We start from the raw sequence: 24,602 nt of genomic DNA on the forward strand, positions 1-24,602 counted from the left end.
AAAAGCAGGGTGCTGCAAAGAGATCTACTATCCCGTTTAATATTCTGTATCAGCAGCACTATTTCATTGACAATGTTCTTCAGATTATTGTTATGATCTTGTAAATCACTATAGCGGCAAAAGAGATCAGCAGTGGTATGATGCTCATATCCAGTGAGCACTTGATAATATTGTTCCATCTTGTGGATGCGGATAGCATTAGCTTTGCACAGAGTAGCACAACCAATGCAAGGACTGCAAGAGCTCCATATTCGGGTAATCCCATTGCTGTAGTCATCGAAGCGGCTGCACCATTTGTGGTGACGGACGCCACTGCGCTAACTAACGCTGCAGATGCTATAGATATCAACATATTGTCCTGTCCATATTCCTTATCAGTATATATACCTTTTCTAGTATCCGATGGCATTATAGTAATTTTTGTAATTCTTTTTGTACCAGATTCAATATCTATACACAATTATTTATAGTTAATTTATATATTCTTTATTATGCCCGATGTACAGGATAAGAGCAAATCGAATCTGTATGGTATCAAAGGCATGCACAACGTTTATTCATGGCATGGCCTTGCTGTACACTTTAAGAACAGTTCCAGGGTCCAAAGGTGTGAGTTCTATAGTTCATGTACATCTCCTCGCAGATCCAATTCCTGTAATTTCTCGATCAAAAGACAGGATGCAATTTACATGCTGGAGTCAGAGTTCAATGTAACACTTAATCTGGCTGAAAAACTTATTGATACTTTGCTTGATATGGGCAATGCACGTACTTTGCGCTGCAGTAAGAGTGATAATGATCCTTTTGACGAAGGTACGCGGATGCTAGTATTCGACGAGGAAATATAAATCTGCATCACAAAATTATTATGTATCGACGTTCATCTGCATCCTATGTTCACAATCATTACAGGTGCTCAGTTTGGTGATGAAGGCAAAGGGAAGATCGTTGATCTGATTTCTGATAAGTACGACCTTGTGGTCAGATTCCAGGGAGGGGATAATGCAGGCCACACTGTTAAAGTGGGAGACGTTATCTACAAACTGCATCTGATACCCTCAGGTTTTTTGCTTGATTCCAGAGTGCTCATAGGTCCTGGTACGGTCCTGAATCCTCTGTCTCTGGCACAGGAGTTGGAAATGCTCGCCAAGGGGGGGATCCATATTGGTCCTGAAAAGCTTGGTATAGATGCTAAGACCAGTATTATCATGCCATATCACATTGAACTCGACGGTCTGAAAGAGTCGAGTCGCTCTGAGAAGATAGGAACCACTAAAAAAGGTATAGGCTTTGCATATATAGACAAGGTTGCAAGAGATGAGATAAGATTAGCTGACCTTGCAGACAAGGCAAAGTTCCTTGCAAGGATCGGGGAACTGGCTTCCCAGAAGGAAAGTTCTATTCGGGAGCTTGGAGGAGATCCCTCCGTTGTCATGGATAGTAGATCAATAGATCTCTATGTTTCACTGGGTCAAAAGTTTGCACCTTACGTAACGGATGTATCTCTGGAGATCAACAAAGCATTGGAAGAAGGCAAAAATGTGCTGGCTGAAGGTGCACAGGGAACACATCTCGATGTGACTCATGGGACTCAGAAATTTGTCACTTCTTCCAGTACTATTGCCGGCTCTGCATGTGCTAATCTGGGAGTTGGGCCCACAAAGGTGGATAATGTGCTGGGCATAGTCAAGGCATACATCACTCGTGTAGGTGAAGGTCCGCTGCCAACTGAACTGAAGGATGATGTGGGAAAACAGCTCCAGCAAGTTGGAAGGGAGTTCGGTACCACCACTGGCCGGGCAAGACGTTGCGGCTGGTTTGACCTGCCTCTGGTAAAGAAGGCTGTTTTTCTCAATGGTTATACGGAACTTGCTCTTACAAAGCTTGATGTGCTTTCTGATATTGATCCGCTGAAGATCTGTGTCGGATATGAACTTAATGGTAAGTTCATGGACTATCCTCCTGAGCTCACTGGTGAACTTGCCCGGTGTGTTCCTATTTATGAGGAATTGCCAGGGTGGTCCGGTGATCTTACTCATGTGCGCCAGTTCTCCGACCTGCCGGGTGCTGCCCGCAGGTATGTGGCATATCTTGAGGAAAAGATAGGAATTCCCATAGAATATATCTCAGTGGGTCCGGGAAGGGAACAGACCTTCAAAAAATAACTGTTTCCTTTCCTTTCTGCCGAAAAGCGTATATACTAACTGAGAGTTTAAAACCAATACTCCACCGTATCTAAGTTTCCAGATGCTGAGTCCAATTATCTGAAAATTTATTATCTAATCCAGGGAGAATAGAATGACTACGTTATATGATGTTCCTGCAAGTGACCTGATCTCTAAGGTAGCAGAAAAGTTGAAGGAGAACGAGCATGTAAAACCTCCTGAATGGGCGGCCTATGTTAAGACCGGTGCTCACAAGGAGCTTGCTCCAACGAATAGTGACTGGTGGTACATTCGCTGTGCTGCTGTGTTAAGGACTATTTATACCGATGGTCCTATCGGCGTAGAGAGGCTGCGGTCTGTCTACGGAGGTAAAAAAGACATGGGTTCCCAACCCCACAGAAAGGCTAAGGGAAGCGGCTCCATTGCCAGAGAAGCTGCACAACAGCTCGAAGCAGCAGGCTTTGTTCGCTCACTGAAAAGTGGTCGTATAGTGTCCCCAGCTGGTCAATCCATGCTGGACAATACTGCATATGAGGTCAAGCAGGCACTATTAGAGAAGATCCCAGGACTTGCCAAATACTAAGATAACAGTCGGTGGCAGATCGAATTAGTACATTCCTGTAAACTGATAGTATATTCACGGGTGATTGCATGGCAGGTGAACTTGAGGATATCCGCAGAAAGAGACTTGAACAGTTACAGCACCAGCAGGCTGCCCAAATGCATCCTGACATCCAGGCTGCTTATCAGCAGGAACAGATGCAAGCCGAACTGGAGGCTAAGAAGCAATCTATCCTTCGGCAGATCCTCACTCCAGAGGCAAGAGAACGTCTGACTACACTGAAAATGTCCAGGCCCGAACTAGTGGAACAGCTGGAGTCCCAGTTAATAATGCTTGCACAGAATGGGCGTCTGCAGTCTCAGATAACAGATGAGAAATTGAAAGCTCTGTTGGCCCAAATGCAGCCCAAGAAGCGTAAGACCACTATCACGAGGGTATAATAATAGGTCATGAAAGCATCAGTTCTTTTCAGCGGTGGAAAGGACAGTTCTCTGTCGGCTATACTGCTTGAGCCGTTCTTTGAAATAGAATTGGTGACCTGTACCTTCGGTGTGCTCCCTGTGGGCGAGGTTGCCAGAAAAGCGGCTGAAAGGCTCGGTTTTCCCCACCGGACCCTTGAACTTGACAGGCAGGTGCTGGAAGAGGCCTATGGTTTCCTTCTAAGGGATGGTTTCCCCAGAAGCGCCATAAACCATATCCATTACATGGCTGTGGAACGGCTTGCTTACGAGAAGGATGTTTCAGCAGTTATTGATGGAGTGCGCAGGGATGACCGTGTTCCCGTATTGACCATTGGTCAGTCCCGCAGCATAGAGGACAGGTCAGGTATAATGTATATATGTCCGCTAAAGGGATACGGCAGATCTGCTGTTGATCTTCTGGTAAATAAACATCTGATAATAGAGGAAGGCCAAAGTTCAGAGGTCCTAAAAGCAGATTATGAAACGGAATTGCGTGAGATCATACGTCAAAGGCATGGTGAAAATATGATCGGGAAGCTTTTTCCCTCTCATGTTCAGTCTCATGTCATTGGCCGTAAGAGCTAATATATTATCGCGAGTGAACAATACATATCCAATACATATCTTAAACGGATATCTATAAACACAGCAAAATCTACAATAAAGCCAAACTTTGATATACATCTTATTCGATTTATGATTCCATAGATAGGTGAGACAAGTGAGCCAGAATACTAAAGGACAAAAAATTAGGCTTGCAAAAGCACACAGGCAGAACCACAGGGTTCCAACTTGGGTGATTATCAAGACCTCCAGAAAGGTTGTAGGTCATCCAAAGAGGAGAAGCTGGAGAAGAAGCGATCTGGATGCGAAGTAAGTAGGTGATGATGATGGCAGAAGATGCAGTTAAAGAGCAGGTCTATACGATCCCCCTGCGTTCAATAAAAGAACTACCCAGGTACAGAAGGGCGGATAAGGCTATGACGCTCATAAGGAATTACCTTACAAAACACATGAAGGTAGGATCCGATCAGGTAAAGTTGCACGCGACCATTAATGAGAAAGTGTGGGAAAGAGGTATGCAGAAGCCCCCATCCTTTATAAGGGTACGTGCTGCGAAGTTTGAAGATGGAGTGGTAGAGGCAGAACTTGCCTGAAACTGCTACCCTATCTTATTTCAGAAAGCGAAGTACATTGGAATGATGATCCCTACTCTGGATATAATGGATACCCCTGTGATCGGGGTTTTCGCAACTTGTACGGAAGATGTTGCTCTGGTGCCGTGTGGCACAAAAGCAAATGCCAAGGACTTTATAGCTGACAATTTACATGTTCAGGTACTTGAGGTCATAATGAGCCAGAGCAGTGTGGTCGGCTCTATGATAAGGGGCAATTCAAATGGATTTATTGTTCCCAGAGGTGGTTTTGTTGAGGGCTTGGAAGGTATAGGTCTTACTATATCGGGTCTTCCTGATAAGTTGAATGCAGTTGGAAATATTGTTCTATCCAACGATTCAGCTGCTCTTGTCCACCCGGATCTGTCTGACAAATCTATAGATATCATTGCGCAAACCTTGAAAGTGGATGTGCACAGGGGTACTATCGCAGGTCTGAAAACAGTAGGTATGGCCGGGACGGCAACAAACAAGGGACTGCTTGTGCATCCCAGGGCCACTGCGCAGGAGCTGGCATTCCTTGAAGATATATTTGAACTGCCTGTGGATGTGGGAACTACCAATTACGGCACTCCGATGGTAGGCTCAGGCCTGCTGGCAAATTCCAAAGGGTATGTGGCAGGTTCAAAGACCACCGGCTATGAGCTGGGCAGGATCGAGGGTGCTCTGGGTTTTATTGCGAAAGAGTAAGAATATTTCAATCTATATATGGGTGATCGATATGAAGGACTTTGTTGTTAAAGGGAAGTTCAAAGCCGGATGTGAATGGGAAAAATTCACCAAGCAAGTTGTTAGCCAGAATGAGAAAAATGCAGAGGATAAGGTATATTCTCTCTTTGGCAGCAAGCATGGCATTAAAAGGATGTTTGTAAAGATAGAAAGTATTGCTGAGGCATGATCCATGGCAGAGATGAATGACACGGACCCCCGCAGCCTCTTGATGCAGCACCGTGAGTATCAGCGCAGAGCAGAAGCTTTACAGCAGCAGATTAGCATGGTAAGTCTGTCTGCACAGGACTGCCAGCGGGCCATCGCTACCATTGAGGAGCTGGAAAAAGAGAGGGCAGGTGCTCAGACCATGGTTCCTATTGGGTCCGGTTCATTCGTCTATGCTAACCTCGATATGATCGATAAAGTAGTGGTCAATGTTGGGGCTGGTATCAGTATCGAGAAATCCGTTCCTGAAGCAAAGGAAATTCTTCAGAGACGTAAGAGCGAGCTTGATAAGATACTGGAAAAGATGAATACCACTCTCGGACAATTGGCTCAGGGTATGCAGTCCATCGAAGCTCAGGTAGCCGCACTGCAGCAGGGTGTACAGTCAGGCACCCAGTGATTTTTTTTCTGTCATTTCCGCAGAGTTGATCGTATGTTCAATAAACTAAAAGAAAAGCTCAGCGGCTTTACAAAAAGTCTCGGCAAGCAGATCGATGAAAAGGCCGTTCCTGTGGAGCCTGTTCAGGAAGAAGTAGCGGAAATACCTTTTGTTTCTCCCTCAGAAACAGAGCAGCAGCCTCTAGTTGATACTGCAAGCGAAATTACTATCGATGAGGTAGAACCGCAGAAGGCTTTTGTATCAGATCAGAATTTAGATACAAAAGCTTCCAGATCCCAGGAGCAAAAGAAGACCGGCCTTATAAGCAAGGCAAAGGCTCTGGTCTTTGAGCGCGAGTTCATTCTGGACGAGAAGGACCTGGAAGAACCTCTGTGGGATCTCCAGATCGCCTTGCTAGAAAGCGATATTGCTCTTACTGTTGCGGAAGCTATTACGGAGGCTGTGAGATCCGAGCTTGTAGGCTCCCGCAGGAAGATCGGTAAGGATACCACTGATATTGTTGAGCAGGCTTTACGCAATGCTTTATATGATGTGATGAGTGCAAATATCTTTGACCTTGATGATTATGTCAGAAATGCCAGGAAGCCAGTGCACATTGTCTTTGTTGGCATCAACGGCACCGGAAAGACCACCAGCATCGCTAAGGCCGCAAAACGTTTCAAGGACATGGGATATTCCGTAGTCCTTGCAGCAGGTGACACCTTCAGGGCAGGTGCCATCGACCAGCTGCAGATACATGGTGACAGGGTAGGCGTAAAAGTGATCCGGCATCAGGAAGGCGGCGACCCCGCAGCAGTTGTTTACGATGCGATGCAATATGCTAAAGCCCATAAGGCCGATATAGTGCTTTCAGATACTGCAGGCCGTATGCACACCAACCTCAATCTCATGGAACAGCTCAAGAAGGTCTGCAGGGTAAGTGCTCCAGATCTTATTATTTTCGTGGACGAGGCCGTAGCAGGCAACGATGCCGTAGAGAGGGCAGCCCAGTTCAACGAAGCCGTGCCCATAAACGGTTCCATTTTAACCAAGACGGATGCAGACGCCAAAGGAGGCGCTGCTATATCCATTGCATATATCACGGGCAAACCTATCCTGTTCTTAGGCATGGGTCAGGGTTACGATGATCTGAAGAAGTTCGATCCTAAGTGGTTCGTGGATCAGATCTTTGAGTGATATGATCTTATTTTATATGATTTTTTAAAATGGTGCAGCAGCCTATTGGCCACTGCATCCGGTCTTCAGTTCCCTGGATAATTGTTCCAATCTTTCTTCCACATTGTCCTGGGAAGCTATGATGTTCACAAAGGCCGATCCCACTATTACGGCATCAGCACCTGCTGCTATCACCTCTGCAGCCTGCTTTCCATTGGAGATACCAAACCCAACTGCCCTGGGAAGGGTTGTGTTAACTTTCTCCAGGATCTCCTTTGTGGACCTTGCCACATCAGCACGGGCTCCTGTGACTCCCAGGCGGGATACTATATATAAGAATCCTGAACCTTTACTGAATATCTTCTGCATCCTGTCCCTGTCCGTTACAGGAGTTACCATGAATATCATGTCAACACCATGTGCTTTACAGGCTTTGAGGATATCTTCGGCTTCCTCTATGGGCAGATCAGGCACTATTATGCCGGTGATGCCTGATGCAGCACAGTCCTTCACGAATGTTTCCACACCTCTTCTGAAGATGAGGTTATAGTATGTCATGCATACCAGTGGCACTTGCTCTTTAATGGATGCAGCAAGTTCAAAATAGACGTCCGGGTTCATACCGGCTTCCAGAGACCTGTCAGATGCAGCCTGGATCGTAGGTCCGTCTGCCACAGGGTCTGAGAAAGGCAAGCCCAGTTCCACTATGTCAGCTCCACCCTTTACAAGTGCGTGCACATATTTTCCAGTGTCTTCTGAACTGGGATCTCCTGCACAGACATAAACAATGAGGGCTTTCTCATTCTTTGCTTTCAGTTCACGGAACTTATCTGCTATTCTCATAATTTCTCCTCGCTGGCAGTTGTTTTTACCTTCAATACGGTCTCAAGGTCTTTGTCCCCTCTTCCGGACAGGCTCACCACCACCAGATCCCCAAGTTCACCGGTATCTGCCATTTTCTTTATGTAAGCCAGTGCATGAGATGATTCCAGCGCCGGGATTATACCCTCAAGCCTGCAAAGCTCATGGAACGCATCCAGAGCTTCTTTATCATTGACACTGCCGGGCTGAATTCTGCCTGTCTCTGCCAGATGAGCAAGCTCAGGTCCCACCCCGGAGTAATCCAGTCCTGCGGATACAGATGTAGATTCAAGGATCTGTCCGTACTTATCCTGCAGGATAAGCGTTCTTGCACCCTGCAGGATCCCCTCCTCGCCCGCTCCAAGGGAAGCAGAATGCATTGCGGTCTTCCCCTGCACCTGCATGCCGCAACCTCCCGCCTCCACCGGTAAGAGCTTCACATCAGTATCTTCTATGAAGGGATGGAATATACCCATGGCGTTGCTTCCCCCGCCTGCACAGGCAACAATGGAGTCAGGAAGCCTTCCTTCCTTTTCCATGATCTGCTGTTTGACTTCCGTGCCGATCACGCTCTGGAAGTCCCTCACGATCATCGGATAAGGGTGGGGCCCCACGACGGAGCCGATAAGATAGTGTGTATTTTCCACATTCGTCACCCAATCTCTCAGAGCCTCATTTATCGCATCTTTCAGGGTCATGGATCCGGACCTCACAGGATGCACCTTTGTACCCATAAGTTCCATGCGATACACATTCATTCTCTGCCTTTCCACATCCTTTGCACCCATATATACAACAGTCTCAAATCCAAGATTAGCCCCTGCCATAGCAGTTGCAGTGCCATGCTGTCCGGCTCCAGTTTCAGCGATGATCCTTTTCTTGCCCATGTATTTGGCAAGCAGTGCCTGCCCAATGGTGTTGTTAAGTTTGTGAGCACCGCCGTGCACCAGATCCTCACGTTTGAGGTATATCTTTGTACCATATTTCTTGCTAAGGTTCCTTGCATGGTACAGAGGTGTGCTGCGCCCTGCGAACTCCGTAAGATAGTAGTTCAGCTCCCGGAGAAACTCGGGATCCTCCTTGTATCGCTCGTATTCCTCTTCCAGTTCATTCAATGCCGGCATCAGCACTTCGGGCACGAACTGGCCACCGAACCTCCCATAAGTAGGCTTTTGCATAGTTTACACTCCGGTTATCTGTATTGATACTAATTTAGCAATAGGCCGTTTTTAATTGTCTTGATCAGTTTAATATTCTTCAGGAATTATCAGCCAGGCGATAAAATACGCCGGGATACCTCCTCCACCCAGGAATATCAGAAATATCCACAGGAGCCTTACCAGGGTCGGGTCGATATTCAGATATGCTCCGATCCCTCCACATACGCCCGCAATGATTCTTTCACTTTTGGACCTGCAAAGTTTTTTGTACATTTTTGTGCCTCCACTAGCTCCTTTGTCTTATGGTATATATCATCGCTTTTAATTATAGCGGTCCCTATGAGAAGAGCATCGGCACCAGCTTCTATCACTGTTCTTGCATCTGCACATGAATGTATCCCACTTTCGCTGATGATAACGTGATCGGTGCCATGTTCTGCATCGTATTTCCTTACAAGCGGAGCCAGCACTATGGTATTGTTGAGGCTCACTTCCATGGTATGGAAATTCCTGTTATTGATGCCTATTAGTTTTGCATTTGTTGCAAGGGCTATGTGTAGTTCTTCTTCGTTTTGTGTTTCTGCCAGTGGCTCCATGCCCTTTGCAATAGCAAGGTCTACAAATTCTCCTAATCTGGCTCCAAGCACTCCTGTTATTAACAATATAATGTCGCAGGATGTTTCTCCAAGCTGTTTTTCATGAATGATGAAGTCCTTCCTGAGCACCGGAACATCCACTTCCCTTCTGACATTTTCTAAGTTAGCAAGCGACCCGTGAAAGAATTTTGGTTCAGTCAGTACTGAAATAGCAACAGCTCCCGCTTTTTCCATTTGAGTTGCGATGGTGGCTGCTTTTTCCGGCGGTATATCCATATATTTTTGTGAGGGTGATGCAGGCTTCACTTCTGAGATAACGGGTATATAACCTTCTATTTGTTTTTTCCGTATAGCAGCCACTATATCTCTTTTCTTGTCCTTTTCTATTTCATGTTCATCCTGATAAGGAATTTCTATAGCAGCTACCCTTTTAGCCGTTTCATTAAGGATCTGATTAACAACATCGTGCATTATATCCTCTTTATCTACATTGGTGTATAACTATGTACATACAATACTTTATACTTAAAGATTTTGCCAGAGGATGGTAATAATATCCATGTCGTGACACCACTTCTTTTCACGATGAATTCTTTTTGTATACTTTTGTTCATTCATGGATCGAATTACGCTTCAATTATTAACAAAACACAAGTTCAGGATGTTTAATGTTTGAGATTTGCAACCATATCTTTTTTATATATTAAATAATAATATAATATCATCCTTATATTATGGATGTTGAAAGGAGAATACACATGAAAGCAAACAGAAGAAAAACATTATTCAGGAACACAGGTGCCCAGGTGGGTATAGGCACTCTTATTATCTTCATTGCAATGGTACTGGTTGCAGCCGTGGCTGCGGCTGTACTTATCCAGACATCGGGTACATTGCAGCAGAAGGCGCAGTCAACAGGTAAACAGGCAACTCAGGAAGTATCTTCCAACCTTATAGTGAAGAACATTGAAGGTGTGCGTGCAAAGAACAGTGCTACTGATATGTCCTCTACCATTGATCTGCTGAAATTGAAGGTTGGTCTGAACGTAGGTAGTCACTCAGTGGATGTGAACCAGGTGGTTGTCTCTATTACTGATGGTACCACTGCCAATAACCTCGTATATGCAGGCAATCATAAATCCTATGCAAACATTGGCGCATCAGATGGAGAAATGGACAATTTTAACTCTTCCAATGCTACAACTAATCTTCAAACTCTTCTTACACAGCAAACTACTGCAATCACCACGTTTAACAACTGTGATCACTATTTTACAGTAGAGCGTATACGTGATGAAGATGCGTCATTCTCCCAGTCTAACCCTGTGATGAACACTGGTGATCTTATCAATGTATACATAGCCACAACTTCCTCCAGCGCAACTGGCTATAGCCTTGTAAGTACCATCGATACTTCAGCAGGTCTTAAGAATTCGGGCCTTAATCTGGTGCCAAGAAGCGTTGTTAACATCATTCTCACTCCGGAATCAGGTGTAGTAACGAACGCTGATTTCGTGACGCCTTCATCATATGGTGTGAAAGAGGCTGTACAGCTTTATCCATAAAATCTTCAGTAATTTGTTAAAGGAGGCGATCTTATGAAATCTAACAGAAAATATAATTTATACAGAAACAGTAGTGCTCAGGTGGGCATTGGTACCCTTATCATTTTCATTGCCATGGTACTCGTGGCGGCGGTTGCTGCTGCTGTGCTCATCCAGACATCTGGTACACTGCAGCAGAAAGCCCAATCCACGGGCAAGGAGGCCACTCAGGAAGTTTCGTCCAACCTGATCGTGAAAGGCATAGACGGTATCAGGGCCAAGAATTCTGCTGTCGATCTGGCAGGAAATATTTCTCTGCTCAAGTTGAAGGTAGGCCTTAATGTTGGCAGTTCTTCAGTGGATGTCAACCAGTTGGTCATTTCTATCACTGATGGTACTGGCACGAATAACCTGATCTATGCCAACAATGATAAGACATATGGGTATGCCATGAAGGATTTCAATGCTTCTGCAACCGCAGCTGACAATCTGCATGATCTGCTTACAGGCACGCAGGCCACGCCAGGCGCAAATGCAAAATATTACTTCACTGTGGACAAGGTCCGTGACGAAGATGGGTCTTTCACTCAGGGAAAGCCGGTAATGAACACAGGTGACCTGGCTATTTTTTATATTTCAACCGTATGTTCAGGAGACATGACTTTTGACCACATTGGTACTACTAATGTCAATAAGGCCCAGAAAGATTCAGGGCTGGAAGTAGGGCCCAGAACAACTATCAGTATTGTGCTCACGCCCGAATCAGGTGTGGTGACAAATGCTGATTTCGTAACACCTTCTTCCTATGGTACCAAGGAAACGGTTGTTCTGTATCCATAAGGTGAGTATTCTCACCTTTAATTTTTTATTCGGGCATTTTCTTCAATATTGGTATCGTATTTATTTTCTTTCTAAATAGATCTCTTTTCGCTTTAAGATAGTTTTGGATCAACAGCATTTCACTTATAGCATTTACTTGCTTCTCTTGATCATTCATAACCCCTTTAATTAAAGCAAAGAAAAAAAATACAAGCCTCACCTTTATTGTAAAGCGAGGTGAGTCACAGAATCCACATGTAAGAGTTCCAGTCACAGAAAGAATGGTATAGTCAATGGATGTCAACGATACAAATGCCACGAATTAGGGGAACTAAAAAGCGAAAATGAGATTTCTGTCGTTGAACTGGATGAGGTGCACACTTACATCGGGAACAAAAAAAATATTGCTGGATCTGGATTGCTGTTGATGGGGTTAGGAACAAATTCATCAACTGCTCTTTTGGTAATAGAGGAACAGAAACCGGACAAAAACTCTGGGGACATTTAGAGGGGAAAGAGATTTAAAGAGTGATGACCGATCACTGGAAGGCATATGCAGAGTTCCTTCCGGATACGATCCATACGCGATCCAAAGCTGAAACATATACTGTTGAAGGATATAGCAGCATATAGAGGCACTTTCTGGCAAGGTTGAGACGAAAGACAAAGTGTTATACCAAGAGTCTTGAAATGTTGAAGTACTCTGTTCTTCTATTAATGAAATACATACATAAGGAATTAGCTATGTTTAGTTAACAATGCCTTAAAAGAAAGTATGATGAAGAAATAAAGGCAAGCCAATACTGGGATCAACTAAAAGAAGTCAAAATCAAATTATTAATACATAACCTTGACAGATATGTCAAGGTTGCTCAAATGAGCATTTCTACAGAGCCTCTTTTTCAAAAAAGCATAACTTGCATCAATCCGCATCGTTGACCCATGCAGCCAGTTCATCATACAGGAACTTTTCGGCAGCTTGCACCACTTCGAGTTTACCGCGCAGTACCAGCAGTTCTCTCTGGTCACATTCTATTATGTTCACTGATATCTTTCTTTCTACAGGTTCAAGGTCGAATTCTTCTACCATATCGTATATGATATAAGAGGGAGTTCCCGGCGGGATTATCAGATCATAAAGGTCTTCAAGCTGTTCTTCTTCGATCTCTTTTTTGGGCTTAAGGTCTTCAAGTGTAAGTTTTCTTGCCATCTGCTCACCTATTGCAGAGACCTGATATTCAGCTTCAGCATAAAAAGTAAACGGATAAGAATAGAAATAACATGGCATATTGAGTACTAAGGTTCTTTTGCAAAAAAGTAAGCAAAAGGTATTGGAATGATGTCTCTGATGATACATGTCGCAAATATTATAGCAAAAGGGATAAAATATGCAATGAATTGGATTCAAAACTCAGTTTGGTACTGGTTTACCAAAGATTGGCGAAACAAAATCATTGTACATCAGGCTTTCATTACTCGTCATTTAAGGCAAAAATCAAGAAAAGCAGCAGTTTTTAAACGAACACTTTGAATGGATATCTTTATATAACTTTGATTTAGCGATCATTGACACTTTTATTACCCTAGGATTTATTTAAATGTATTATATGTATATTTTTTAATATACATTAGATGTGCTGATATGAAAATAAGCGGAATTTTATTTTTATAGAATAATAAGAACAAACTGAGTGTAGAATATATACAGCAAAATTGCCCGTTTTCCGGGCTTACAAAATAAATAAAAACTCCCAAACCAAAACAGATTCTATGCAAAGGATCAAAGGAAAACTGGTAGATGTTATCCAACGGGATATTTACAATGCAATCGTCATTGTTGAGGACGGGAAGATCCAAAATGTCCAAAGGACGGAAGAGGAGTTTGATAGATATTTACTGCCCGGATTCATAGATGCTCATGTCCACATCGAAAGTTCAATGCTAAAACCTTCTGAATTTGCCGCAATGGCTGTCAGACATGGTACTGTTGCTACGGTATCCGACCCACACGAAATAGCTAATGTGTGTGGTCTTGAAGGTATCTTTTACATGATAAGAGAATCTGAAAACGTACCTGTAAAAATACATTTTACTGCTCCAAGTTGTGTACCTGCAACAGAATTTGAAAACACTGGCCATAGGTTGTCAGCAAAGGAAATAGGAATACTGATGCAAGAGCCAAAAATAGTTGCACTGGGAGAAATGATGAACTATCCTGGTGTACTGAACGATGACACTGAAGTATATGCTAAGATCAAAGCTGCCTTTGATGCAGGTAAACCGGTTGACGGTCATGCACCTGAGCTTGGAGGGGAAGACCTTAAAAAATACATCCGTGCAGGGATAAGTACGGACCACGAATGTACCCGGCTGGAAGAAGCCGTGGAAAAAATAGAGAATGGTATGCATATCCTGATCAGGGAAGGCTCTGCTGCACAAAACTTCGATACTCTTCATCCTCTTATCGCGAGGTACCCTGGCTCTTGTATGTTCTGCACAGATGACTGTCATCCTGATCATCTTGAGAAGGGGCATATAAACAGGCTTGTGTCAAGAGCCATAGCTGCAGGTCACGATCTCTTCGATGTATTACGGGTCTCTTCCTGCAACGCATCAAAACACTATAAGATCAATACCGGAATGCTACAGCCTGGAGATCCGGCAGATCTCATAATTGTCAATTCCCTGGATAAAATGGATGTCGTTGCAACCTATATAGGCGGAAAACCTGTGTTTGAAAATGGTAATGTACTTTTTCAGGGATCTATGTCAAAACCGATCAATAATTTCAAATTAAAGAAAAAAATCAAACCTGAACAACTGGAAGTATACTCCAAAGCTGATCTCTTTAAGATCATACAGGCCTTTGATGGTTCCCTTTTCACAGATATTCTGGAACACCGGCTCCCGAAGAAAAATGGAAAAGTATTTGCGGATCCGGCGAACGGGATCAATAAGATAGCAGTAATTAACCGTTATACGGAAGATCCGGTGCCTTCCATAGGTTTCATTAAGGGTTTCGATATTAAAAAAGGAGCAATAGCTTCCACGGTTGCCCATGATTCCCATAACATTATAGCTATAGGGGCGGATGATGTGGATCTGGCCAGGGTCATCAACAGACTTATCGGATCAAGGGGTGGTCTGGCTCTGTCAGAAGGAGTGAATACATATCATCTTCCTCTGTCGATAGCCGGACTGATCTCTGATGAACAAGCGGGTATTGTTATTGAAACCTATGAAAAGCTGAACGAAAAGATCCGCCAAATAGGCTGTAACTTAAGCTCAGCTTTTATGACAATGTCGTTCATGGCATTATTGGTAATACCAAAATTAAAGATAAGTAACAAAGGTTTATTTGACGTATCGGAGTTCAAATTGACAGTTCTGGAAAAAGATACTTAAATGCAAGAAATCTGTGACTACTCCACAGCCGAATACTTGCAGGAAAGAGTAGTTCATTAGATAAGGATTATTAGAAAACCTGCTAACATAAATCCCACTGCTAAAAGCAGTATCAGGTACAAGATGATTCCAATATCCGGATCCATAAATATGCATTTATGCTATTTCAGATATAGAACTTATGTTCCTGTGTACACACATAATTCTTCAGAACTTGAAATTAGCATTGATGGCTTATTACTCATAAAAAATAAAATTTGATATACAAAATAACCTCTCTGGTCCCTGCAAGCTATGTAGAGGTCTGGCGGCTCATTGCTTTCCGTATTTTTCCGGTATTTTCTGGTCAGGTGTGACCCCATAGAACTTAGTCCTTGCCTTACCCCAGATACAGCCATTTTTGCCGCAAATCTTCAGTTCAATGTCCTGTATAGCCTTACAGATACTATTGCCTGCTCTTGCTCCTTTACAGACGATACAATACTTTTCACAGAATACCGGTGGTTTGTCATTGACTGCCATATTACGACTTCCTGGGAAATGCTTCGGGAGGATTGCGATAAACTGCTTTTCCCTACGTATAAAATATACTTTTTATACGAACCTGTGGATGTCAGGGGTTTATCAGGATCCTCCGCTGCTTTAACACTTACAAAACATTTTAATTTATCAGTTTTGATCCTGCTGCTTTTGCTCTGCCCATCAGTTCTGCGTTACTTTTCACTGAACCTGGCTCGCTATACCCTGCAGCTATGATAGTATCGATGGTCTCTATACCCATGAAATTCTTGATGTTCCCTGCAAACTCATTGAATACCGCTGCATATATACCCGCGTCAGGTGCACCATGTGAACCAACGAGTACAGCTTTTTTCCCGGGTGACACACGGGGAGAGAAATCCGGATTGATGAGGGAATAGCACCTGTCCAGGAACAGGCGCATCTGGCCTGTGAACTGGCTGAAGTATATGGGGGAGCCCAGTACAACGGCATCTGCTTTTATGATCGAGTTCAGGACCCTGGTCAGATCATCCTGTAACTTGCATTTATCGTGTATCTTACAATAGCCGCATCCCTGACAGCCTTTGAACTCCAGTTCATTGAGATGGAATATCTCTGTTTCGGCTCCTGCCTCTGCTGCTGATTCAAGGGTCTGTCTGACAAGCGTTGCTGTGTTTCCGTTCATGCGCGGGCTTCCGATAATACCTATTACCTTCATATGTTCGCCTCTTGATCATATTGAAATGTGCTACCCATCAAGGGTATTCTTCTATTCTATTTAGATTAACTATATTTATATACCATACAATCATTTAGGGTAGTAACTTACCCATGTGATATAATGCAAAAAATAGAAAATGATCATTGCACTCTAAACCATTGTAATTGTCCCATCGAGGCAACTTTGAACGTGATCGGAGGCAAATGGAAACCCATGATACTGTGCCTGCTGGCCAACGATACCTTACGTTATAATAAGATCCAGCAGCTTATTCCTGAAGTATCTCCAAAGATGCTCACAAAACAGCTGAGAGAACTTGAAGATGATGGGCTGGTGGCAAGAAAGATGTACCCGGAGATCCCGCCGAAGGTCGAATATTCAATAACAGATATTGGGAGAACTGTTCTGCCGGTCTTACAAACATTGCTGGACTGGGGAGCCGAATATCTGGGAAAGAAGTGTATTGTAACAATGCAAGTGGAACAAATTGAATTATTGAAGTTTTAGTTCTTATGAAATGTGATCCTTTTACACGGAAAGTAGATGTCAAAGCTAGCTTCAAAACATTGTATTTCTTTTTGCTAATATTTTCATACAAATAATGCATACTTTACGAAACTTATATATATGTCCAGCAGATACTTACTAATTATCAAAATATGGGGAGATGCAATATGAAAACACTTGTTACGTATATGAGCCAGACCGGAAACACAAAGAAGATAGCGGAAGCCATTTATGGCGAACTTGAAGGGGAAAAGGCGATCAAGCCCATATCTGAGGTCAAGGACCTTGAAGGATATGATCTTGCTTTCATCGGCTTCCCTATATTGCAGTTCGATATTCCGCCAGTGGTAAAGAATTTTTTATCAGCCAGTACTAAAGGTAAAAAAATTGCAATATTCATGACACACGCTGTTCCTGAAGGATTTGAAGCCATCCATTCATGGACCGGTTCCTACGAGCAGGCCGCAGCTGGAGCAAAGATCCTCGGTGCATTTGATTGTCAGGGCGAGCTTGCCCAGCCTATAATTGACATGCTGTTAAAGGCCGATGATCCGCAGATGAAAGCATTTGGTGAGATGGGACCATCCACAAAAGGACAGCCTGATGAGTCCAGGGTAAAGAAAGCCAAGGCATTTGCCAAGGAAGTACAGGCAAAAGCCTGATATCACAAAGATGGCAAGGAGTTCTTTTTCAGGACTCCTGCTATTTCTTTTTCTAAAATACCATGCGAACAATATGAGGTACATATTGGAGCATGTTCGAAAATGGTTGCTTATATTGCCAATGATCAAAAAATATCTCAAGAGGCTCTATCAATGAAGATGATCCTCTTTTTCCTGAGCATGCTGAGAATTGCATGAATCCCGCTATCAATCTAATGCAACATGTTCTCAAGGTAAATGTGTCAACACTCCTCCATGAAATTATAAAATGATTCTTTTGTTAATGATAACTTCAAACGTTCATTAACCAGATCAATGAATACCTGCAGGTATCGGGGAGGCACACAATTAAGGCTCTCACTTCCATTCTCTGTAAGTGACAGCAAATAATGCAAGTCTTCCGTACCAAGCTTTTCCAGCCTTTTCCTGAAATCATTTTCATCGGTGGCAAAATGATTGGCAAGAGGCGGAAGGATAGATCTGTATGGAGCACCTGAACCTGCACAATCCAGGCCTTTACACTCAGGAGCTACCTGCTTTAATAGGTCAATATCTTTTTGTGATAGGTCTCTGGGCATTTTATGTCTTCCTTTCCATCTTTAACCTGCTGGTTTAGTATGATATCGATCTTATTTATCTCTATATATTATGTTCTTGACAATAATACTTTTACGACCTCATAATTGATTGATAATGTCAATAGATATTGAAATTTCTACAACTCCATAGGTTATGCTTATATAGTAAAGTGTTATAGGACTTTTCAAACCTGGTGTTATGTTATGGCGGATAAGAGGAAAAAAAAAGATAAAGTAAAAAGTAAAGGTTCCTTCGAAGAGGTCTTTGGCCCAGGTTATTTTGTTCATATAGAGGATCTGGTAGAAAAAATGATAGAAAATCTGGGGCCAGGCTTTAAAAAGCTGCCGGGACCTCTGGTCTACGGTTTTTCTGTCATAGGTCGTTCCGAGGGTGATACCTTGATAAGAGAGTTCGGCAGCTTATCGGTAGAATCTGGAACAGAGGTATTTGAAGAAAAGAATTCCTTTGTCCAGAAACGCAAACCTTTGATAGATGTAGTAGAAAGCGATGATAAAATATACGTTACTGCCGAAATTCCGGGAATATCCACGGGTGAGATCATTCTCAAAGCCACAGACAGTTCCCTTGATCTTAAGGCATCTCACGGCGGATGTAAGTACTCAGAACAAATATCACTTTCGTCAAAAGTTGATCCTGAAAGCACAACAGCAACTTACCGCAATGGAGTACTGGAAGTTGTACTAAAGATGTTCAACTCTGATAAGACAGTGCTCGTGCATATCGAATAGATCGTTTAGTTCGTATCATGTTCTATTCTACCTTTACAGGTATATTGATACTTAACAGACATATTTTTTCCAGCATGCAACCAGTAGAAATTCTTTGGTATATAAGGTCCAAATCCTTCATTAAAAACAATTATATATGGGTAGAATAATGGGGGTAGGCATGGACCCATTCATCTCAGTAACCTTGGCGGTATTCCTACCCTTCTTGCTGGCTCTTGCCGTGCCAGCAGTAGAGAAGTTGATAAAACACAGAATTGGCTGGTTTGCTTCGTTCATTGCTTTAATTAGCTTTTTGCTGGTTATCAGTCTCGTTCCTCTTGTAATACATGGTGAACACTTCCAGGCATCTGTGGAGTGGATTCCATCAATGGGTATTGAATACAGCATATATGTGGATGGACTGAGCATCCTATTCGGGATCATTATCACAGGTATAGGCATAATCATTATGTCTTACTCTAATGGGTACATGGGCCTTAAGGAAGATCTGCCCCGGTATTATCAATGGCTTCTCCTGTTCATGGGCTCCATGCTGGGAATGGTATTCGCTGCCAATACCATAATGCTCTTTATCTTCTGGGAACTCACCAGTATCACTTCTTTCATGCTTATCGGTTACTGGAGGAACAAGCCAGAATCAGTTTATGGTGCCACTAAATCTCTGCTGGTGACAGCAGCAGGCGGGCTTTTCATGCTTGCAGGTTTCATCGTGTTGCGTTCTATTACGGGCACTTTCGATATACCCGCCATCCTGCAGAATGAAACGCTCATACAAACTGTGCAAGGCCATAAATTGTTCCTGGCAGCTCTTATATTGATATTCATCGGAGCGGCATCAAAATCCGCCCAGGGTCCTTTCTATATATGGCTTCCCAATGCAATGGAAGCACCCACTCCGGTCAGTGCATTCCTGCACTCAGCTACCATGGTGAAAGCTGGAATATACCTCGTTGCCAGGGTCCATCCTATATTCTCAGGCACAGAAGCCTGGTTCATACTGGTCAGCGGAACCGGAATCATCACAATGCTGGTTGCAGGTTTCCTGGCTTTCAGGCAGATCGATATAAAAGCCCTGCTTGCGTACTCGACGATCAGCCAGCTGGCATACATAATGACGATGTACGGCTATACTACATATCAGGAACCGGGAATTGGAGTTGCTGCTGCAACCTTCCACCTGCTTAATCATGCAACATTCAAAGCATGTCTTTTCCTTGTGGCCGGTATCGTGGCACATGAAGCCGCTACCCGTGATATTACACGGCTAGGTGGTTTACGACATGAAATGCCCATCACATTCATTATTGCAACAATTGGGGCTCTTTCCATGGCCGGAGTGCCTCCACTCAATGGTTTTTTGAGCAAGGAAATGTTCTACGAGTCTTCCATTGAGATGGGACACGCACTGGGAAGTCCTTTTACGTTCATCATTCCGGCATTGGCGGTGGCAGGCGGTGTGTTCACATTTGCCTATTCCATTAAGTTCATAGCTGCCATTTTCCTGGGCAAGCGCCCCGAGAAAGGGTTGCCTTCCCATATCCACGATCCTTCTTTTGTTATGATCATCCCTGCAGCTTTCCTTGCTGGATTGATCATACTGTTCGGGCTTGTGCCCTCTATAGCTGTGCAAAATCTCGTCGAACCTACAGCTTCCTCAATAATGATGGAAGCCCAGCACCTTCATGTAAAGCTCTGGCATGGATTGACAGGTTCTCTGGTAATGACTTTAATCACATTTCTGCTGGGTATTGCAGTATATACGCGTTATGACTCCATAGCTGAATGGCAGAACAGCTTTAACCGGAAGTATCCTTTCATCAGTATTAATTACATATACGATGGCCTGGTGAACAACGCAAAAGGCACTTTGAAAAGATTCTCATCTTTCATGCAGCCTGGCCCGGTAAAGGGCTATGTGCTTGCACTCCTTGTTTTGATGATCATACTATTCGCTATACCTTTCCTGAAGCTTTCAACAGGTTTCATACAAACTCTGAACTTTAATGTGGAGCCATATGAGTTCCTGGTTTTCTTCTTCATGATAGTGGCTGCTGTAGGAGCGGCAGTGTTGCCAAAATATCTGCCGGCAGTGATCTCCCTTTCAGCTCTTGGGTACCTGGTAAGCTTACTTTTCATATACCTGTCAGCCCCGGACCTTGCACTTACTCAGGTACTTGTGGAAACCCTTTCCACCATCATCTTCCTGCTTGCCATTGTGAAGATCCCTCAGACCTTTAAAGAACATATCACTCCTTCCCTGTTCACGAGGGATGCTCTGATAGCAGTATCAGTAGCTTCTGTGGTATTCATATTATTAGTAAATGCAACTCAGGGGATCATACCTCCCTTTGAATCACTTTCATACTATTTCATAGAAAAGGCTTGGCCTCTTGCAGGCGGGCATAATATTGTCAACGTGATCATCGTGGATTTCAGAGGATATGATACGTTGGGCGAAATATCTGTGATGTGTCTTGCAGCGCTTGGGGTATACAATCTTATACACAGCAGAGGTGAGAGCGAATGACTACAGTTATTACAAAAATGATCACAAGGATATGCTTGCCACTGGTGGTACTGTTTTCCATATCACTTTTGCTTGCAGGACATAACAACCCGGGCGGAGGGTTTATCGGAGGCGTCATGTTCGCCTCCATCATAGCCCTTTCTTATGTAGTGTACGGGCTTGAAACAATTAAAAGTTCATTCAGTCCTGATTGGGGCAAATGGTTCGGTTTCGGATTGGTCCTGGCGGCATTCACGGCTTTTGCAGCTCTGCCTTTCGGCCATAACTTCTTCAGGAGTGCAGTAGAGTTCTTACATATTCCCCTGATAGGAGAGATCGAGCTTGTTTCTGCTGCTTTATTTGACACAGGGGTGTATTTTGTGGTCATAGGTTCTTTACTTAGTATATTCCAGATGGTTGGTGAGGACAAATGAATAACACAGTGCTATCCTTTACTATAGCTGTGCTGTTCGGGATAGGAACTTTCCTGATCCTGCGCAGGGACATTGTTAGGGTGATCATAGGTTTGAGCGTACTATCTCATGCTGTAAACCTGCTGATAGTATCTGTGGGCGTATTCAGTGGTAAAGATGTACCAATACTTACCCATGATGAAGTGGTTCCCACAAACACAATTTTCAGTGACTCTCTGCAGAATAGTGTGCTTGCTCCTTTATTGAACGGAACAGAACCCACACAATTCGTTGATCCGCTGGTGCAGGCCCTGGTATTGACAGCCATCGTCATCAGCCTTGCAACTACAGCAGTGATCATTATACTTGCTTATCGCATTCATGAAGAGTATGGTACTACTGATATACAAAAACTTAAGAGGTTGTGGGGATGAGCTCATTGGTCCATCACTTTCCGATCCTGCTGATAGCAATACCCATACTTGTTGCAGCTTTGACTATGATGTTGCGCTCAAAACCAAAGTTGCAGGCAGGATTGAGTGTGCTTGCCTCCTTTTCACTCGTATTGATTAGTTCCATGTTACTGATGCAGGTGTGGAATTCAGGGATACAGGTCTATGAGGTAGGAGAATGGGGAAAATATGGTATCATGCTAGTAGCAGATCTGCTCAGTGCAGGTATTGTGATGCTGAGCTCAGGTGTGTCTTTCCTTTCGCTCATATATTCCCTGGATTACATTGAGAAGCGTTCACTATCCACATATCATCCCCTGTTCAACCTGCTGGTGGCGGGCCTGCATGGCTCCTTCCTCACGGGAGATATATTCAATCTCTTCGTGTTCTTTGAAGTGCTCTTACTTTCATCATGTGGTCTGGTAGTGGCACTCGAAAAGGATGGAGTTACAAAAAGTTCGGACAAGCTGGAGGCGACGTTCAAATACCTTGTTTTGAACATGCTGGGCTCTATTCTTATGCTGATAGCTGTTTCTGCACTGTATGCTACTACAGGGACCCTGAACATGGCGGATATCTCTGTGAAGCTCAGTGCCATGCAGGCTGCAGGCACGCTTCCCTGGCATGTGTTTGCTATTGGCCTTATGTTCATCGTGATCTTTGGTAACAAAGCGGCCATATTCCCATTACATTACTGGCTTCCGGATGTGCATCCGACTGCTCCTTCTCCCATAAGTGCCATGCTGAGTGGTGTACTTATAAAGGTGGGTGTTTATGGTATGCTCAGGGTATTTTTCTTCATATTCACGGACGTACTGGGCATGTTCCAGCCCATTATCATAGTGCTTGCATTGTTCACAATAGGTATAGGGGCTGCATCGGCAGTTGCCCAGACAGATGTAAAAAGGTTGCTTGCTTATTCCAGTGTGAGCCAGATAGGCTATGTATTCCTGGGTATTGGTTTTGGAAGTCTGGGAGCTGTTGCAGCATCCCTCGTGTATTTGGTCAATCATGCAATTGCAAAGTCACTATTGTTCCTTACTTCAGGTGGCATCATACATCATGCAGGAACACGTGATATGAACAAGATGGGAGGGATGGTGAACAGTTCTCCTTTCATGGCCGTTGCTTTCCTTATAGGCGCCATGTCCATAGCAGGACTGCCTCCGATGGGTGGTTTCATTTCAAAGTTCGTTCTCTTTGATGCCGGTATTATAGGAAAATATTACACAGAAATATCTATTGCCCTTTTGTTTGCTATATTTTCCCTTTTCTACATGTTCAGGGCATGGCTGCTCATGTTCTGGGGTGAAAAAAGAGATGTAAAAGCACATGGAGAATACTCAGAACATGGTTCTTCACCCATGATATACTTACCAATTGCTTTCCTGGCCCTTATGGTGCTGGCTTTGGGTGTGTATTCTGAACCATTACTGTCCCTGGCCCAGGCAACAGCAGCGCAGATACTTGATCCGCAGGCTTACATAGACGCCGTCCTGACGAGGGTGGTAAGATGAAACGATATATTCCCCTGGCAGCTATATTTGGAGTCATATGGTGCTTTGTGCATGGTACTTTCAGCCTGAATAGTTTTATATTCGGCCTACTTCTTGGCCTGTTGACCATAAGACCATTCAGGTTCCTTTACAGACCAGAAACGAACTTCAGGTTGTTCTCTCCGTCAAACCGTATAATTTCAATTATAAGGTATTTCATGGTGCTTATAAAGGAGATCATCAAGGCCAACATTGTAGTGGCCAAGATAGTGACAAGACCGAAGATAAATATTAATCCCGGGATCATTGCCGTACCCATCAGATGCAAGACCGATCTGGGTATTACGGGGATCGCAAATACCATTACTCTTACCCCGGGTACCATCACGGTGGATATATCAGATGACCATTCAGTGCTCTATGTGCATTGTATCGATGCATCCGATCCTGCAGCAGTATGCGCATCTATACGTGATGATCTTGAAAAATATGTACTGGAGGCTTTCGAATGATTAGTTTACTGGATTTTTCGCTGATATTCATGGTCCTGGCATTTATACCATGTATATATCGTGTTATCATGGGCCCCACTATCCCCGACAGGGTAGTGGCCCTGGATGCCATGACAACTGTGATCATAGTGATGCTCGGAGCATATTCATACGATAAAGGTTCTGCCTTCTTCATGGATGTGGCGCTGGTGCTGGCAGTGATCTCTTTCGTGGGTACTGTGACCATTTCAAAATACCTTGATGAAGGGGTGGTGTTGTGAGCGAA

32 protein-coding genes and 1 pseudogene are annotated in these 24,602 nt (G+C 43.7%); 24 read left to right on the forward strand and 9 right to left on the reverse strand.

The window, feature by feature from the left end; translation table 11 throughout:
- Window positions 1–79: 79 nt before the first annotated feature.
- The gene (locus tag A4E24_RS00900) at window positions 80–352 is read right to left on the reverse strand and encodes a hypothetical protein (protein ID WP_292350893.1); all 273 of its coding nucleotides are present in this window, start codon (window positions 350–352) and stop codon (window positions 80–82) included.
- Window positions 353–491: 139 nt separating this feature from the next.
- On the opposite strand from A4E24_RS00900, the gene A4E24_RS00905 reads away from it, so the two are divergent.
- From A4E24_RS00905 to ftsY, 11 genes are all read left to right on the forward strand, one after another.
- Complete coding sequence (locus tag A4E24_RS00905; RefSeq protein WP_292350895.1) at window positions 492–848, forward strand: hypothetical protein; 357 nt, start codon at window positions 492–494, stop codon at window positions 846–848.
- 45 nt (window positions 849–893) lie between these two features.
- Window positions 894–2,165 carry an adenylosuccinate synthase gene (locus A4E24_RS00910; RefSeq protein WP_292350897.1) on the forward strand — a complete coding sequence of 424 codons (1,272 nt, stop codon included), beginning with the start codon at window positions 894–896 and terminating at the stop codon, window positions 2,163–2,165.
- A 133-nt stretch (window positions 2,166–2,298) separates the two neighbouring features.
- On the forward strand, window positions 2,299–2,748 hold the full coding sequence (locus tag A4E24_RS00915; protein ID WP_292350898.1) for a 30S ribosomal protein S19e: 450 nt from the start codon (window positions 2,299–2,301) through the stop codon (window positions 2,746–2,748).
- A 68-nt stretch (window positions 2,749–2,816) separates the two neighbouring features.
- Window positions 2,817–3,167 carry a DNA-binding protein gene (locus A4E24_RS00920; RefSeq protein WP_292350899.1) on the forward strand — a complete coding sequence of 117 codons (351 nt, stop codon included), beginning with the start codon at window positions 2,817–2,819 and terminating at the stop codon, window positions 3,165–3,167.
- A 9-nt stretch (window positions 3,168–3,176) separates the two neighbouring features.
- Entirely contained in the window at window positions 3,177–3,773 is a 597-nt protein-coding gene (locus A4E24_RS00925) for an alpha hydrolase (RefSeq protein WP_292350901.1), read from the forward strand.
- A 136-nt stretch (window positions 3,774–3,909) separates the two neighbouring features.
- Window positions 3,910–4,065: a 50S ribosomal protein L39e gene (locus A4E24_RS00930; protein ID WP_292350902.1), complete on the forward strand. Its 156-nt coding sequence runs from the start codon at window positions 3,910–3,912 to the stop codon at window positions 4,063–4,065.
- A gap of 13 nt (window positions 4,066–4,078) precedes the next feature.
- Complete coding sequence (locus A4E24_RS00935; protein WP_292350904.1) at window positions 4,079–4,345, forward strand: 50S ribosomal protein L31e; 267 nt, start codon at window positions 4,079–4,081, stop codon at window positions 4,343–4,345.
- Between the two features lie 45 nt (window positions 4,346–4,390).
- Window positions 4,391–5,053, forward strand: coding sequence for a translation initiation factor IF-6 (locus A4E24_RS00940; RefSeq protein ID WP_292350982.1), 663 nt, complete (start codon window positions 4,391–4,393; stop codon window positions 5,051–5,053).
- A 31-nt stretch (window positions 5,054–5,084) separates the two neighbouring features.
- Window positions 5,085–5,261: a 50S ribosomal protein L18Ae gene (gene rpl18a, locus A4E24_RS00945; RefSeq protein WP_292350906.1), complete on the forward strand. Its 177-nt coding sequence runs from the start codon at window positions 5,085–5,087 to the stop codon at window positions 5,259–5,261.
- A 3-nt stretch (window positions 5,262–5,264) separates the two neighbouring features.
- Window positions 5,265–5,699 (forward strand): prefoldin subunit alpha, encoded by a 435-nt coding sequence (pfdA, locus tag A4E24_RS00950; RefSeq protein WP_292350908.1) that lies wholly within the window; start codon window positions 5,265–5,267, stop codon window positions 5,697–5,699.
- Between the two features lie 33 nt (window positions 5,700–5,732).
- Window positions 5,733–6,875: a signal recognition particle-docking protein FtsY gene (gene ftsY / locus A4E24_RS00955; protein ID WP_292350910.1), complete on the forward strand. Its 1,143-nt coding sequence runs from the start codon at window positions 5,733–5,735 to the stop codon at window positions 6,873–6,875.
- Window positions 6,876–6,917: 42 nt separating this feature from the next.
- On the opposite strand, the gene trpA is transcribed toward ftsY, so the two are convergent.
- From trpA to A4E24_RS00975, 4 genes are all read right to left on the reverse strand, one after another.
- Window positions 6,918–7,697 carry a tryptophan synthase subunit alpha gene (gene trpA, locus A4E24_RS00960; protein WP_292350912.1) on the reverse strand — a complete coding sequence of 260 codons (780 nt, stop codon included), beginning with the start codon at window positions 7,695–7,697 and terminating at the stop codon, window positions 6,918–6,920.
- On the reverse strand, window positions 7,694–8,893 hold the full coding sequence (trpB, locus tag A4E24_RS00965) for a tryptophan synthase subunit beta (protein WP_292350913.1): 1,200 nt from the start codon (window positions 8,891–8,893) through the stop codon (window positions 7,694–7,696). Before trpB ends, trpA begins: the two co-directional genes overlap by 4 nt.
- Before the next feature lie 69 nt (window positions 8,894–8,962).
- On the reverse strand, window positions 8,963–9,148 hold the full coding sequence (locus A4E24_RS00970; protein WP_292350915.1) for a PspC domain-containing protein: 186 nt from the start codon (window positions 9,146–9,148) through the stop codon (window positions 8,963–8,965).
- On the reverse strand, window positions 9,073–9,942 hold the full coding sequence (locus A4E24_RS00975) for an indole-3-glycerol-phosphate synthase (RefSeq protein WP_292350917.1): 870 nt from the start codon (window positions 9,940–9,942) through the stop codon (window positions 9,073–9,075). Before A4E24_RS00975 ends, A4E24_RS00970 begins: the two co-directional genes overlap by 76 nt.
- Window positions 9,943–10,229: 287 nt before the next feature.
- Here A4E24_RS00975 and A4E24_RS00980 point away from each other — a divergent pair, with 287 nt between their 5' ends.
- The 3 genes and pseudogenes from A4E24_RS00980 to A4E24_RS00990 all read left to right on the forward strand — a co-directional run bounded on the left by A4E24_RS00980 (window position 10,230) and on the right by A4E24_RS00990 (window position 12,590).
- The gene (locus tag A4E24_RS00980) at window positions 10,230–11,036 is read left to right on the forward strand and encodes an archaellin/type IV pilin N-terminal domain-containing protein (protein WP_292350919.1); all 807 of its coding nucleotides are present in this window, start codon (window positions 10,230–10,232) and stop codon (window positions 11,034–11,036) included.
- 33 nt (window positions 11,037–11,069) lie between these two features.
- Window positions 11,070–11,855, forward strand: coding sequence for an archaellin/type IV pilin N-terminal domain-containing protein (locus A4E24_RS00985; RefSeq protein WP_292350922.1), 786 nt, complete (start codon window positions 11,070–11,072; stop codon window positions 11,853–11,855).
- A 265-nt stretch (window positions 11,856–12,120) separates the two neighbouring features.
- A pseudogene (locus tag A4E24_RS00990) lies at window positions 12,121–12,590 on the forward strand (IS1 family transposase).
- A 166-nt stretch (window positions 12,591–12,756) separates the two neighbouring features.
- On the opposite strand, the gene A4E24_RS00995 reads toward A4E24_RS00990, so the two are convergent.
- Complete coding sequence (locus A4E24_RS00995; RefSeq protein WP_292350923.1) at window positions 12,757–13,044, reverse strand: hypothetical protein; 288 nt, start codon at window positions 13,042–13,044, stop codon at window positions 12,757–12,759.
- 560 nt (window positions 13,045–13,604) lie between these two features.
- Here A4E24_RS00995 and ade point away from each other — a divergent pair.
- Window positions 13,605–15,239: an adenine deaminase gene (gene ade, locus A4E24_RS01000; RefSeq protein ID WP_292350924.1), complete on the forward strand. Its 1,635-nt coding sequence runs from the start codon at window positions 13,605–13,607 to the stop codon at window positions 15,237–15,239.
- A 312-nt stretch (window positions 15,240–15,551) separates the two neighbouring features.
- On the opposite strand, the gene A4E24_RS01005 is transcribed toward ade, so the two are convergent.
- Together A4E24_RS01005 and A4E24_RS01010 are read right to left on the reverse strand one after the other, a co-directional pair.
- On the reverse strand, window positions 15,552–15,761 hold the full coding sequence (locus tag A4E24_RS01005; protein ID WP_292350925.1) for a hypothetical protein: 210 nt from the start codon (window positions 15,759–15,761) through the stop codon (window positions 15,552–15,554).
- Between the two features lie 139 nt (window positions 15,762–15,900).
- Entirely contained in the window at window positions 15,901–16,458 is a 558-nt protein-coding gene (locus tag A4E24_RS01010) for a flavodoxin family protein (RefSeq protein ID WP_292350926.1), read from the reverse strand.
- A gap of 123 nt (window positions 16,459–16,581) precedes the next feature.
- On the opposite strand from A4E24_RS01010, the gene A4E24_RS01015 reads away from it, so the two are divergent.
- The gene (locus tag A4E24_RS01015) at window positions 16,582–16,968 is read left to right on the forward strand and encodes a helix-turn-helix domain-containing protein (protein WP_292350927.1); all 387 of its coding nucleotides are present in this window, start codon (window positions 16,582–16,584) and stop codon (window positions 16,966–16,968) included.
- Between the two features lie 167 nt (window positions 16,969–17,135).
- Window positions 17,136–17,630, forward strand: a complete 495-nt coding sequence (locus A4E24_RS01020; RefSeq protein ID WP_292350928.1) for a flavodoxin family protein — start codon at window positions 17,136–17,138, stop codon at window positions 17,628–17,630.
- 242 nt (window positions 17,631–17,872) lie between these two features.
- Here the strand turns inward: A4E24_RS01020 and A4E24_RS01025 are convergent, their stop codons facing one another.
- A complete protein-coding gene (locus A4E24_RS01025; RefSeq protein ID WP_292350929.1) occupies window positions 17,873–18,208 on the reverse strand; it encodes a hypothetical protein in 336 nt (111 codons plus the stop codon).
- A gap of 204 nt (window positions 18,209–18,412) precedes the next feature.
- On the opposite strand from A4E24_RS01025, the gene A4E24_RS01030 reads away from it, so the two are divergent.
- From A4E24_RS01030 to A4E24_RS01060, 7 genes are all read left to right on the forward strand, one after another.
- On the forward strand, window positions 18,413–18,958 hold the full coding sequence (locus A4E24_RS01030) for an Hsp20/alpha crystallin family protein (RefSeq protein ID WP_292350931.1): 546 nt from the start codon (window positions 18,413–18,415) through the stop codon (window positions 18,956–18,958).
- Between the two features lie 160 nt (window positions 18,959–19,118).
- The gene (gene mbhE, locus A4E24_RS01035; protein ID WP_292350933.1) at window positions 19,119–21,485 is read left to right on the forward strand and encodes a hydrogen gas-evolving membrane-bound hydrogenase subunit E; all 2,367 of its coding nucleotides are present in this window, start codon (window positions 19,119–19,121) and stop codon (window positions 21,483–21,485) included.
- A complete protein-coding gene (locus tag A4E24_RS01040) occupies window positions 21,482–21,898 on the forward strand; it encodes a monovalent cation/H+ antiporter subunit B (protein WP_292350934.1) in 417 nt (138 codons plus the stop codon). The genes mbhE and A4E24_RS01040 overlap by 4 nt, the downstream gene beginning before the upstream one ends.
- On the forward strand, window positions 21,895–22,311 hold the full coding sequence (locus A4E24_RS01045) for an NADH-quinone oxidoreductase subunit K (RefSeq protein WP_292350935.1): 417 nt from the start codon (window positions 21,895–21,897) through the stop codon (window positions 22,309–22,311). Before A4E24_RS01040 ends, A4E24_RS01045 begins: the two co-directional genes overlap by 4 nt.
- Window positions 22,308–23,846, forward strand: coding sequence for a proton-conducting transporter membrane subunit (locus A4E24_RS01050; RefSeq protein WP_292350936.1), 1,539 nt, complete (start codon window positions 22,308–22,310; stop codon window positions 23,844–23,846). Before A4E24_RS01045 ends, A4E24_RS01050 begins: the two co-directional genes overlap by 4 nt.
- The gene (locus A4E24_RS01055; RefSeq protein ID WP_292350938.1) at window positions 23,843–24,337 is read left to right on the forward strand and encodes a Na+/H+ antiporter subunit E; all 495 of its coding nucleotides are present in this window, start codon (window positions 23,843–23,845) and stop codon (window positions 24,335–24,337) included. The genes A4E24_RS01050 and A4E24_RS01055 overlap by 4 nt, the downstream gene beginning before the upstream one ends.
- Window positions 24,334–24,597 (forward strand): cation:proton antiporter, encoded by a 264-nt coding sequence (locus A4E24_RS01060; protein ID WP_292350940.1) that lies wholly within the window; start codon window positions 24,334–24,336, stop codon window positions 24,595–24,597. Before A4E24_RS01055 ends, A4E24_RS01060 begins: the two co-directional genes overlap by 4 nt.
- The last annotated feature ends 5 nt before the right edge of the window (window positions 24,598–24,602 follow it).

The organism is Methanomethylovorans sp. PtaU1.Bin093 (assembly GCF_002067275.1).
In the GTDB taxonomy this organism is placed as follows: domain Archaea; phylum Halobacteriota; class Methanosarcinia; order Methanosarcinales; family Methanosarcinaceae; genus Methanomethylovorans.